Origin of the sequence: Flavobacterium azizsancarii (genome assembly GCF_027980145.1) — a bacterium.
Classification (GTDB): Bacteria; Bacteroidota; Bacteroidia; order Flavobacteriales; family Flavobacteriaceae; genus Flavobacterium; species Flavobacterium azizsancarii.
In genome coordinates this window covers 111,477-123,998 of the sequence record NZ_JAMZNK010000007.1, presented here as the reverse complement: position 1 = coordinate 123,998, position 12,522 = coordinate 111,477, and the positions used below count along the sequence as shown (strand labels likewise).

The following is a 12,522-nucleotide window of genomic DNA, read 5'->3' as shown; positions in this document are numbered from 1 at the left end:
AAAAATAAATTCTACATAATATGAAATGTGTATTAGTAACAGGCGGTTCAAGAGGAATCGGAAGTGCTATTTGTAAAAAATTAGCCGTTGAATCTAGTTATCATATTCTGATTAATTATCATTCGAATAAAACTGCTGCCGAAGCAACACTTCAGGAAATTCAAAAATTAGGAGCAACCGGAGAAATCTTAGGTTTTGATGTTTCTAATTTTGAAGAAGTACAAAAAACATTAACACAATGGCAGGATGCAAATCCTGAAGCGATTGTAGAAGCAATAGTAAACAACGCCGGAATTACAAAAGACGGTCTTTTTATGTGGATGACTCCCGAAGACTGGAACGGTGTTATGAATACAAGCGTAAACGGATTTTTTAATGTAACGCAATTTTTAATTCAAAAAATGCTACGCAATAAATATGGCCGAATCGTAAATATAGTTTCTGTTTCAGGCGTAAAAGGAACGGCCGGACAAACGAATTATTCGGCTGCCAAAGGCGCAATCGTGGCTGCTACAAAAGCATTGGCCCAGGAAGTTGCCAAACGAAATATTACTGTAAATGCTGTTGCCCCTGGTTTTATAAAAACCGATATGACAAGCCAGTTAGACGAAAAAGAATTATTGAAACTGATTCCCGTAAATCGTTTTGGCGAAGCCGAAGAGGTAGCAGATTTGGTAAGCTTTTTGATTTCAAAAAAATCAAGCTATATTACAGGAGAAATTATCAATATAAACGGAGGAATATATTCTTAATAGTTCCTATGTTTGAGAGACTATTTTAAGTTTTTTTTAAACGTTGAAAATTGCACGCAAAGACGCAAAGTTTTAATTAAAAAAACTTAAAAAAAGAATAAACTTTGCGACTTTGCGTCTTTGCGAGATAAAAAAAATTATACTTTAAGGATAAAAAATTACTTTGAAAGACGATGAATAAGAGAGTTGTAATTACTGGAATGGGAATTTATTCTTGTATCGGAACTTCTTTAGAAGAAGTAAAGGAATCGTTATACAACGGGAAATCCGGTATTCAGTTTGATTCTGAAAGAAAAGAATTTGGTTTTCAATCAGCACTTACAGGGATGGTCCCGAAAGCTGATTTAAAAAACTTATTGACCCGCAGACAACGTATGAGCATTGGTGAAGAAACCGAGTATGCTTATATGGCTACTATCGAAGCATTGAAGAATGCCAATATCGATGACACTTTTTTTGACAATCGTGAAGTAGGTATTATGTACGGAAATGATAGTGTCTCAAAAGCCATTATTGATGCTACAGATATTGTTCGCGAGAAAAAAGACACCGCACTAATAGGTTCCGGAGCCATTTTTAAATCAATGAATTCTACGGTAACGATGAATCTATCTACGATTTTTAAACTCCGTGGCATCAATCTTACCATAAGTGCTGCTTGTGCAAGTGGCTCACATTCTATAGGTCTGGCTTATTTTTTAATCAAAAGCGGCTTTCAGGATATTATTATTACCGGAGGTGCTCAGGAAATCAACAAATATGCGATGAGCAGTTTTGATGGTTTAGGCGTATTTTCGAATAGAGAAAATGAACCTCAAAAAGCTTCTCGTCCTTTTGATGCAGATCGAGACGGGTTAATTCCGAGTGGCGGCGGCGCTACTTTAATTCTTGAAAGTTACGAATCGGCGATTGCAAGAGGCGCCAACATTATTGCCGAAGTCGTAGGTTACGGTTTCTCTTCAAACGGTGGACATATTTCTACGCCAAATGTCGAAGGCCCGTCTATAGCCATGCAACGAGCGCTTGATGATGCAAAAATAAAAGCAACGGACATTGATTATATAAATGCTCACGCAACCTCAACACCAGTTGGAGACGGTAATGAAGCCAAAGCTATTTTCGAAGTTTTTGGTGAGAAAAATCCGTATGTAAGTTCCACAAAATCAATGACTGGTCACGAATGCTGGATGGCAGGAGCCAGTGAAGTAATCTACTCGATCTTAATGATGCAGAACGATTTCATTGCTCCAAACATCAATTTAGACAATCCTGATGAAGATGCAGCCAAATTAAATTTGGTCAAAACTACTTTATACAAAAAATTTGACATATTTTTGTCCAATTCCTTCGGATTCGGAGGAACCAACTCTGCGTTGGTGGTTAAAAAGTTTAAATTAAACGATGAATAAAGAAGAGATTATAGCAAGAATTAATGGTTTTTTAGTTGATGAATTTGAAGTAGATAATGATGATATTGAACCAGATGCTAATTTAAAAGACACACTTGGGTTAGATAGTTTAGATTATGTTGACTTAGTAGTTTCAATAGAAGCTAACTTTGGCGTAAAACTAGTAGAAGTTGATTTCGTAGGAATTGATTCTTTTCAAAGCTTTTATGATCTTATTGAAAACAAATTAAAAGCCAAAACTGCTTAATGAGCAAATGGGATGGCAAATCAAAAGGAACTGTTTTAGGATATAGAATATTCGTTTTTTTAATAAAAAAAGCGGGGGTTAAAGCTGCTTATGTTTTACTTTATTTTGTTGCTTCTTACTATTTTTTATTTCTAAAAAAAAGCAACAAAGCTATTTCTTATTATTTCAGAGAAAGGCTGAAGTATTCTCATTTCAAATCTAAAAAAATGGTTTTCAAAAGTTACTACACTTTTGGACAGACTATTATTGATAAAATTTCCATTTCGGCAGGAATGCGAAATAAATTTACCTATGAATTTGATGGAATCGAAATCCTGAAAAATCTTTTGGCAGAGAAAAAAGGAGGCGTTTTAATCAGTGCTCATATTGGAAATTTTGAAATCGCAGAACATTTTTTAGGCGATATCGACATTGATTTTCAGATTAATCTGGTTACTACAGATTTAGAACATTCGGCTATTAAGAATTATCTGGAAAGCGTTGCTCAAAAACCTACCGTTAAATTTATCATTATCAGCGATGACATGTCTCATATTTTCGAGATCAATGCTGCACTTGCAAATAATGAGCTGGTTTGTTTTACAGGCGATCGCTATTTTGAAGGTACCAAATCACTATCTGAGAAAATCCTTGGTGAAGAAGCAAACTTTCCTGCAGGTCCATTTTTAATCGCTTCAAGATTAAAAGTTCCCGTAGTTTTTGTTTACGTAATGAAAGAGCCAAACCTGCATTATCACTTGTATGCAAGAGAAGCGATAGTCAAACACCGTGACGAAAAAGGATTGTTGAAAGCTTATATCGAAAGTGTAGAATCGATGTTGGCAAAATATCCTCTGCAATGGTTCAATTACTTTGATTTTTGGAATCAATTGAAATAAAAAATTAAAGGGAATTTAACCGCAAAGTCCGCAAAGTTTTTTACATATCGGATTTTATAAAAATACAAAGTTCGCAAAGCTAAATCAATACAAAGCTTTGCGAACTTTGTGTTTCTAAACATACCATTAAATAAAAAACTTTGCGGACTTTGCGGTTAAATCATTAGACAGGACAAAAGCTATGTTCCTATGTGTTTAAACCGCCAAAGATTAGAAAAGAAATCTGCTCAAATCTTTTAAAATCTGCGTGAAAAAATTAAACACATAGATTTAATTTCGAAATCAACACAAAATATCTGTTTAAGTTTTTTTACAAATTACGTCAAAGCGTAAAAATTATTTAATTAAAAATCGTTCTTTTATACCCTACAATTCTTAAAGTAAAATATGCAGGAATTTGACACCATTATTATTGGTTCCGGAGTTGGCGGTTTATCAACTGCTATATGTCTTGCAAGAGCCGGACAGAAAGTTTTGGTACTCGAACAACATTATGTTCCCGGTGGCTGGAGTCATAGTTTTACTTTAAAAGGGCAGCGTTTTAGTCCGGGCGTACATTATGTAGGACAACTTGAAGAAGGACAATCTACCAACGAATTGTACAGGGGTTTAGGAATTGCGAATGACATGGTCTTTTTCCGAATGAATAAAAAGGCTTACGAACATTGTTTGATTGGAGATGAGACTTTCGATCTTCCGGCAGGAATTGACAATCTCAAGAAAACCCTTTCTTCCCATTTTCCACACGAAGAAAAAAACATCAACGAATATCTTTCTTTGGTTGAAAAAGTAAGTTACGAACTGCAATTGATTCCAAAACTAAAAGGTTGGTGGCAAAACATTACCGTTCCGTTCCGTACCAAACATTTTGGCAAATTTGCTTTGTTTCCTTTAAAGAAAGTAATTGGATGGCATGTTAAAGATCCAAAGCTAAAAGCAGTATTGAATATTCAGTGCGGCGATCACGGACTTCCTCCCAGTCGTGCTTGTTTTCCGGTACATTGTTCCGTAATGAGTCATTATTTTGATGGCGGATTTTATCCAATGGGCGGCGGCGGCGGCATTGTAAAAGCCATGACAAACGGTATAAAAAGACATAACGGAGAAATTCGCGTAAAACAAAACGTACGCAAAATCATTATCGAAAATAAAAAAGCCATAGGTATTCAGCTTGAAAACGGCGAAGAAATACGAGCCAAAAATATTGTTTCGAATGCTGATCCTTCAATCACTTATTTAAATTTAATTGATATAGAACATTTAAGTAAATCACTTCTCAAAAAACTTGACAAGACTAGATACTCCGTTACTTCTTTAATTTTATTTTTGACCCTTGATATTGATGTTACCTTATATAATATAGATTCCGGAAATTTCTGGATGATGAAAGATGAAAACGACGATGCCAATTTCGAACATTTAATGAGCGATACAATTGATTCCGGCGATTCATTTCCCTCGGTATTTATAAGTTGTACGACACTCAAAGATCCGGCAAGTTTTAACGGACGTTACCATAATTTCGAAATTGTAACCTACGTCAATTACGATCATTTGAAAGATTTTAATGGATTAGATGATTATCATAATCCAGCCTATAAAATATTCAAAGAAAGAATCGTCGAAAAACTGATGAACAACGTCGAAAAAATAATCCCAAATGCGAAGCAACATATTATACAGGCAGAATTAGGAACTCCTAAAACCAATGAATTCTATATTAATTCGACAAAAGGAAATGTTTACGGCACCGAAAAAACATTAAATCAGGTAGGGCCTTTCTCTTACAAGAACAAAACCGAAATCGAAAATCTGTTTCTTTGTGGTGCCTGTACCTTATCTCACGGTGTTGCAGGAGCAACATATTCCGGAGTTGCAGCAGCTGCAGCGATTCTGGGCTGTACCTCTGATGATTTATTAATAGAAGATGCAAACCAAAAAATCCGAATTTATGATGCCGAAGATGCTGCGACATGGCCGGATTGGGTACACATAAAACGAACAGATAAAATAAGGAAATTCGTTTAAAAAAAATACTTATTTTTGCGCAACCACCAAAGCCATTAAACCAAATGAAAAATGTTCTTGTTATTTATTATTCTCAGTCAGGACAACTAGAAGAGATTGCGCGGAATATCGCAAAACCTTTCCTGAATTCAGAAGAAATAAATGTAACGTTTCACGAAATACAATTAGAGAAACCCTTTCCCTTTCCTTGGGATAAGGATTCTTTTTTTGACGCCTTTCCAGAATCTTTTCTTCAAATCCCAACAGCATTAAAACCTGTTCCTCAAGAAATTCTAAACACAAAATTCGACTTAGTTCTTTTCCATTACCAGGTTTGGTATTTGTCGCCTTCGATTCCTGTCAATTCATTTTTGAAAAGTGATGATGCAAAAAAAATCCTGAACAATACGCCAGTTGTTACTATAAGCGGTTCCCGAAATATGTGGATTATGGCACAGGAAAAAATCAAAACATTACTAAAAGAAGCCAATGCTCAATTAGTAGGAAACATTGCCCTGGTAGATCGGGTTGGAAATTTAATCAGTGTCATTACAATCGTAGAATGGATGTTCTCCGGAGTAAAGAAAAAGTATTTGGGAATACTTCCTTTACCGGGAGTCTCTGACAAAGACATTCAGGAATCTAATAAATTTGGAGAAGTTATTTTCTCCCAACTAAATCAGAACAAACTAGAAGATTTACAGCCAAAATTACTGGCAATTGGCGCAGTAAAAATCAGCTCATATTTAGTTACAGTAGATAAAACAGCCAATAAAATTTTCAATAAATGGTCAAATTTGATTTATAAGCATCAAAAAAACAGAAAACTGCTTCTTAAAGTATTTAATGTTTATTTATTCCTTGCAATATGGTTAATCTCACCAATAGTATATATATTGCACCTTATTACCTACCCATTTAAGTTAAAAACCATAAAAAAAGAAACTCAATATTATAAAGGAGTTTAGTAGACGAAATTAGATTATGTTTGAAGTATATATTACCAAAGCCGCAAAGTATTTGCCAAATGAAGCTGTTTCTAATGACGAAATGGAAGATTATTTAGGTCTTATTAATGATGCTGCCTCTAAAGCAAGGCGTATTATCTTGCGCAATAATAAAATTTTAACCCGTTATTACGCCATAGACAAAAACGGAAAAAGCACGCATAACAATGCTGAATTGACCCGAAATGCTATTGTGCAATTATTTGACGATAACTTTACCGCACAAGATCTTGAAGTGCTTTCCTGCGGAACCTCAACACCTGATATTTTCTTGCCTTCGCACGCAGCGATGGTACATGGATTATTAAAAAATAAATCGGTAGAATTAAATTCATCAACTGGTGTTTGCTGTGCCGGAATGAATTCATTAAAATTTGGTTTTCTGTCTGTAAAATCAGGAAACTCTAAAAATGCAGTTTGCACAGGGTCCGAAAGAGTTTCGACCTGGCTGAATGCTCAAATGTACAATCATGAAGCAGCAAATCTAAAAAGTCTTGAAGAGCAGCCTATTATTGCCTTCAAAAAAGATTTTTTACGTTGGATGTTATCTGACGGAGCCGGTGCATTTTTATTAGAAAATAAACCAAGTGGTGATATTTCTTTAAAAATCGAATGGATGGAAGCTTTTTCGTATGCTTACGAATTAGAAACCTGCATGTATGCCGGTGGTGATAAATTAGAAAATGGAGAAATTAAAGCATGGAGCGATTATCCTCCGGAACAATGGCTAAACCAATCCGTTTTTGCGATTAAACAAGATGTGAAATTACTGGATGAATTTATTCTTTCTAAAGGAGCTGAAAGTATGAGCGATGCCATGTCTAAAAATAATATTACGTCAGATCAGGTTGATTATTTTATTCCTCACGTTTCTTCTAACTTTTTTGTCGAAGGATTAAAAAAAGGATTAAGCGAGAAAGGAATCGGAATGGCTGATGAAAAATGGTTCATGAATCTTTCAAGAGTAGGAAATGTAGGCTCTGCCTCTATCTATTTAGCTGTTGAAGAATTGATGAATTCAGGAAATTTAAAAAAAGGAGATCGTATACTGCTATCTGTTCCTGAAAGTGGAAGATTCTCTTTTGCATATGCTTATTTAACTGTTTGCTAATGGAAACAACTTTACTTTTAGAAAAAGAAGCTGTTGAAAATTTATTGCCGCAAAAGTTTCCTTTTGTTATGGTAGATCAAATGTATTCATATACTGAAACTTCATTAGTTTCAGGTTTTAAAATTCAAAACGATACTTTTTTTTTTGACAACGATACTTTTTTAGAAGCAGGTTTAATAGAACATATGGCGCAATCTGTGGCTTTGCACACAGGTTATCAATTTTTCTTAAAAAACGAAATAGCCCCAACGGGATATATAGGTTCAATCAAAGAAATTGTGATTAAAAAATTGCCAAAAATTAATGATACAATTCAATCGACGGTAACAATTTTACAGGAATTTGCCGGAATTACACTGGTTGATATTGTAACTACTCTAAACAACGAAGAAATTGCCAACGGACAAATGAAAACTGTTTTAGCAAAATGATAGCAGAAATGAAAACCGGAGTTGATATACAAAATTACCTTCCCCACCGAGCTCCAATGCTTATGGTGGATTTAATTTTGGATATAGACGCTAACTTCGTAGAAACGACCTTCCTGATAAAAAAAGACAATGTTTTTATTGACAATAACGTTTTTATAGAAGCAGGTCTAATCGAAAACACAGCGCAAACCTGTTCTGCTATTGTAGGCAAAAAGTATTTTTTTGATGAAGACGGAACAGAAAACGAAAACGTAAATGTATTGGGTTTCATTAGTGCAATAAAAAATCTTAAAATACATTTGCTTCCAAAAGTAGGCGATACGATTATTACCAAAGCAACTTTGGTTTCAAAATTCACAGGTGACGATTATACCTTGTGTACAATGAAATGCGAAAGTATATGGGGACATAAGTTACTTTTAGAATGCGAGATTAATTTGTTCATCCAGAAGACAGCTTCGGTGTAAATGAATGCTAAAAAAATCATTTTGCATTTATTAATCCGGATTGTGATTTTAGTTCTTCTGGTCGGATCTGTTTTTTTACTTTGGTATCTTACCGTTGATCGTCATAAACATTGTCACGGAGACGATCACAAACATTTTGATAATGGTTTAGGATTCTTTATTATGGAATTCATGGCAATCCAGGCATTTTGTTTGGGAATGCTCATAGAAATGATTTATTTATTTGTGAAGAAAAAACAAAATTTAGCCTTCACAAATCTGGGGTTTTTAATAATTAGTTTATGTATCGCATTAGCCGTATGTATCTAATAAATTAATAATGAAATGGAAAAAGAAAAAGTACCACAAGACAAAAGCAACTTAACAAAAAACAACGTTAAAGAACTTTTGTATGCTACCGATGAAAACGGAGAATATACTACAACTTTAAGTACCGGTTGGGAACCTAAAAGCATCGCACTATCCAATTCAATAGACGAAATAAACGAACGAATTGCTGAAGCAAAAATGCAAGTTCAAATTGGAGAAGTAAGCCCTATTTGTTATTATATGGAGCTCTCTAAAATGGATCTTACTATTTTGTCGAGTTATGTTGGAATGTGGAAATGGCGTGTAAAAAGACATTTTAAACCAACTGTTTTTGCCAAACTAAGCAATACCATTTTACAAAAATATGCCGATGCTTTTGAGATTTCGGTAGCTGAATTAAAAAATATTAAAACAGATTAATGCAAACTAATTTTACACATCATCAAGCCGCTCATTGTGAGAATGGAGTAGCTTCGAATTTGTTAAAAAACAGCGGACTCAACATCAGCGAACCTATGGTTTTTGGTATTGGCTCCGGACTTTTCTTCGTGTATTTACCTTTTCTAAAAGTAAATCATGCACCAGCAATTAGCTACAGAACTTTGCCAGGACAAATTTTTAATAAATTGGCAAGTCGTTTGAATCTAAAAATAAAAAGACAAAAATTCTCCTCTACAGTAAATGCAAACAAAGCTTTAGATGAAAATTTAAAAAATAATATTCCAACCGGATTACAAGTTGGAGTGTATCATTTGAGTTATTTTCCTGATGAATATCGCTTTCATTTTAATGCACACAATTTAGTTGTTTACGGAAAAACTGAAACCGATTATTTGGTCAGCGATCCCGTTATGGAAACGGTTACGACTTTAACACATGACGAATTAGACAAAGTACGTTTTGCCAAAGGTGCTTTTGCGCCACGAGGGCAAATGTATTACCCGATTCAGATTCCTGAAAATGTTGATTTGAAAAGTGCGATCATCAAAGGAATCAAAAATACCTGTCGCGATATGCTGGCACCAATGCCAATTGTTGGTGTACGCGGAATAAAATTCGTATCGAGACAAATTCGTAAATGGCCTGTAAAACACGGCACCAAAAAAGCCAATCATTATTTGGCGCAAATGGTCCGCATGCAGGAAGAAATAGGAACCGGAGGCGGAGGTTTCCGTTTTATATATGCTGCTTTTTTACAAGAAGCTTCGGTTATTTTAAACAATGAAGAACTAAAAGCACTTTCTAAAGAAATGACTCAGATTGGAGATTCATGGCGTGATTTTGCTGTTGAAGCTTCCCGAATTTATAAAAACAGAAGCGCCAAAGAAGATGCTTACAATGCCATTGCCGATGAACTTTTGAGCATTGCCAATAGAGAAGAAATCTTTTTCAAAAAACTAAAAAAAGCGATTAGCTAAATATATTTTGAAACCCATTATAAAAATAGAATCCCTTTCGAAAAAGTACAAAGATGCTGACATGTATTCTTTGAACGATGTTTCGCTGGAGATAAACGAAGGACAGATTTTTGGATTATTAGGTCCAAATGGTGCCGGAAAAACAACATTAATTTCCATGCTTTGCGGATTGATCAAACCAACCTCAGGACATTTTACAATTGATGATCTGAACTACACCAATCATTCTTCTAAAATCAAAAAGATCATTGGCGTTGTTCCTCAGGAATATGCCTTATACCCTACTTTGACCGCAAGAGAAAATTTACATTATTTTGGGAGTATGTACGGTTTAAAGGGCGCTTACTTAAAAGATAAAGTCGTTGAAACTTTAGATCTTTTGGGTTTACTAAAATTCGCAGACAAACGCATTGAAACTTTTTCAGGCGGAATGAAACGCAGAGTCAATTTGATTGCCGGAATTCTGCACAATCCTAAAGTTTTATTTTTAGATGAACCAACTGTTGGCGTTGATGTTCAGTCTAAAAACGCTATTATAGATTATTTGAAAGTTCTCAACCAAAACGGAACTACAATTATATATACGTCACATCATTTGGCTGAAGCCGAAGATTTTTGTACCCATATTGCCATTCTGGACCGAGGCAGAATTTATGCACAAGGAACGCCATCAAGTTTAATAGACTCGACAGATGAAGCACGTAATCTTGAAGAAGTTTTTATTTCATTAACCGGTAAAGATTTTAGAGATGGTCAATAAAATTTGGATGTCCGTAGTAAAAGAATTTCTCTTGCTTAAACGAGATTTAGGCGGATTAATCATTCTGTTTATCATGCCGTTGGTACTTGTAATCACGGTAACTTTAATTCAGGACAGTACTTTTAAAACTATCAGCGATAATAAAATTCCAATTTTATTGGTTGATAATGACAATGGTTCTGTTTCTAAAACAGTTTTTGATAACCTTGAAAAAAGCAATTTATTTAGCGTTGTTACGCAAATCGACAATAAAGTAATTACGGAAGAAGTAGCTAAAGAAGCCGTCTACAAAGGAAAATTTCAATTAGCGATTATAATTCCGAAAAATCTAAGTGTCGATTTACAAACCAAAATCGATCAGAATGTCCAGAACATTGTGAGCAAAATGGGCTTAACAGAAACAGATAGTACAGCTCAAACTGAAAAACCTAAAGTAATCAAAGAAAAAGAAGTAAAACTGTATTTTGATCCGGCGGTTCAGATGAGTTTCAAAAATGCCGTGATGAATTCGATTGATAAAATGATTTCTCAAATCGAAACCAAATCAATTTATACGACTTTTCAAAATCAATTGGGAGAAGGAACTGTTGAATTCGATCAAAAGAGTTTCATTACTTTCAAAGAAATAATCCCAAGAATTAACAACAAAGAAGTTCGTCCAAACTCAGTACAGCATAACGTTCCGGCATGGACACTTTTTGCGATATTTTTTATCGTGATTCCGTTGTCTATTAATATTGTAAAAGAAAAATCACAAGGAACATTTGTTCGATTATTGACCAATCCGGTTTCTAATTTAGTAGTGATTATTGGTAAAACCATTACATATTCAGCCATTTGTATGATTCAGTTTTATATGATGGTTGCTGTAGCAGTGTTTTTATTTCCACATATTGGTTTGCCTTCTTTAAACATCGAGGGACATCTATTCTTAATGAGTATTGTCGCTTTGTTTTCAGGTTTTGCTGCCATCGGTTTCGGAATTTTATTAGGAACCGTTGCCAATACACAAGAACAATCGGCTCCGTTTGGTGCAACAAGCGTACTTATTCTGGCTGCCGTTGGCGGTGTTTGGGTTCCAGTTTTTGCAATGCCAACTGTCATGCAGTATATCGCTAAATCATCACCTATGAATTGGGGATTAGAAGCTTTCTATGATGTTTTATTACGCAACGTTTCTTTCCTTGAAATCATCCCAAAAATAAGTTTGTTATTTTTGTTCTTTATTATCACAACATCTATTGCCTTATTTTATGACAAAAAGAAAAGAACAGTATAACGAAGCCACTGACTTAACCGTTTCTCACGAAATCAGAATCCGTTTTAACGAAACTGATCCGCTTGGAATCGTTTGGCATGGTAACTATATTACCTATTTTGAGGATGGACGAGAAGCTTTTGGGCGTCAACACGGACTTACCTATCTCGATATTGGTAATACAGGTTATACAACGCCAATTGTAAAATCAAAATGCGAACATAAATTATCTTTACGTTACGGAGATGTTGTAACCATAGAAACAACGGTTGTAGATACTCCAGCTGCCAAAATGATTTATCGTTTTAGAATATTAGATGCAAAAGGCGAAGTTGCCTGCACAGGAGAAACCGTTCAGGTTTTTTTAGATGGCGACGGAAATTTAATGCTTACCAATCCTCCTTTCTACGAAGAGTGGAAACGAAAAGTGGGATTATTAAAATAAAAGACAAACACGAATTACACCAA

General features: G+C 34.7%; 15 protein-coding genes. All 15 read left to right on the top strand.

Going from position 1 to position 12,522, the window contains the following annotated elements; genetic code table 11:
• Window positions 1–20: 20 nt before the first annotated feature.
• The 15 genes from flxB (at window position 21) to NJT12_RS06630 (ending at window position 12,499) form a co-directional block, all read left to right on the top strand.
• Window positions 21–752, top strand: a complete 732-nt coding sequence (gene flxB / locus NJT12_RS06700) for a flexirubin biosynthesis SDR family reductase FlxB (RefSeq protein WP_271335110.1) — start codon at window positions 21–23, stop codon at window positions 750–752.
• Between the two features lie 173 nt (window positions 753–925).
• Window positions 926–2,161, top strand: coding sequence for a beta-ketoacyl-[acyl-carrier-protein] synthase family protein (locus NJT12_RS06695; protein WP_271335109.1), 1,236 nt, complete (start codon window positions 926–928; stop codon window positions 2,159–2,161).
• On the top strand, window positions 2,154–2,408 hold the full coding sequence (locus NJT12_RS06690; protein ID WP_271335108.1) for an acyl carrier protein: 255 nt from the start codon (window positions 2,154–2,156) through the stop codon (window positions 2,406–2,408). The genes NJT12_RS06695 and NJT12_RS06690 overlap by 8 nt, the downstream gene beginning before the upstream one ends.
• Window positions 2,408–3,286: an LpxL/LpxP family acyltransferase gene (locus tag NJT12_RS06685; RefSeq protein WP_271335107.1), complete on the top strand. Its 879-nt coding sequence runs from the start codon at window positions 2,408–2,410 to the stop codon at window positions 3,284–3,286. The genes NJT12_RS06690 and NJT12_RS06685 overlap by 1 nt, the downstream gene beginning before the upstream one ends.
• Before the next feature lie 387 nt (window positions 3,287–3,673).
• Complete coding sequence (locus NJT12_RS06680) at window positions 3,674–5,314, top strand: phytoene desaturase family protein (RefSeq protein WP_271335106.1); 1,641 nt, start codon at window positions 3,674–3,676, stop codon at window positions 5,312–5,314.
• Window positions 5,315–5,358: 44 nt separating this feature from the next.
• Complete coding sequence (locus NJT12_RS06675) at window positions 5,359–6,261, top strand: NADPH-dependent FMN reductase family protein (protein ID WP_271335105.1); 903 nt, start codon at window positions 5,359–5,361, stop codon at window positions 6,259–6,261.
• Between the two features lie 16 nt (window positions 6,262–6,277).
• Window positions 6,278–7,411 carry a dialkylresorcinol biosynthesis protein DarB gene (darB, locus tag NJT12_RS06670; protein ID WP_271335104.1) on the top strand — a complete coding sequence of 378 codons (1,134 nt, stop codon included), beginning with the start codon at window positions 6,278–6,280 and terminating at the stop codon, window positions 7,409–7,411.
• Window positions 7,411–7,842: a hotdog family protein gene (locus NJT12_RS06665; protein ID WP_271335103.1), complete on the top strand. Its 432-nt coding sequence runs from the start codon at window positions 7,411–7,413 to the stop codon at window positions 7,840–7,842. The genes darB and NJT12_RS06665 overlap by 1 nt, the downstream gene beginning before the upstream one ends.
• 8 nt (window positions 7,843–7,850) lie before the next feature.
• Window positions 7,851–8,309 (top strand): hotdog family protein, encoded by a 459-nt coding sequence (locus NJT12_RS06660; protein ID WP_271335141.1) that lies wholly within the window; start codon window positions 7,851–7,853, stop codon window positions 8,307–8,309.
• Window positions 8,310–8,618, top strand: a complete 309-nt coding sequence (locus NJT12_RS06655) for a hypothetical protein (protein WP_271335102.1) — start codon at window positions 8,310–8,312, stop codon at window positions 8,616–8,618.
• Between the two features lie 15 nt (window positions 8,619–8,633).
• Entirely contained in the window at window positions 8,634–9,038 is a 405-nt protein-coding gene (DarG, locus tag NJT12_RS06650) for a flexirubin biosynthesis protein DarG (RefSeq protein ID WP_271335101.1), read from the top strand.
• The gene (gene darH / locus NJT12_RS06645; protein WP_271335100.1) at window positions 9,038–10,036 is read left to right on the top strand and encodes a BtrH-related acyltransferase DarH; all 999 of its coding nucleotides are present in this window, start codon (window positions 9,038–9,040) and stop codon (window positions 10,034–10,036) included. Before DarG ends, darH begins: the two co-directional genes overlap by 1 nt.
• Before the next feature lie 61 nt (window positions 10,037–10,097).
• On the top strand, window positions 10,098–10,796 hold the full coding sequence (locus NJT12_RS06640) for an ABC transporter ATP-binding protein (protein ID WP_271335140.1): 699 nt from the start codon (window positions 10,098–10,100) through the stop codon (window positions 10,794–10,796).
• A complete protein-coding gene (locus NJT12_RS06635; RefSeq protein ID WP_271335099.1) occupies window positions 10,786–12,075 on the top strand; it encodes an ABC transporter permease in 1,290 nt (429 codons plus the stop codon). The genes NJT12_RS06640 and NJT12_RS06635 overlap by 11 nt, the downstream gene beginning before the upstream one ends.
• On the top strand, window positions 12,050–12,499 hold the full coding sequence (locus NJT12_RS06630; protein ID WP_271335098.1) for an acyl-CoA thioesterase: 450 nt from the start codon (window positions 12,050–12,052) through the stop codon (window positions 12,497–12,499). Before NJT12_RS06635 ends, NJT12_RS06630 begins: the two co-directional genes overlap by 26 nt.
• Window positions 12,500–12,522 lie beyond the last annotated feature (23 nt).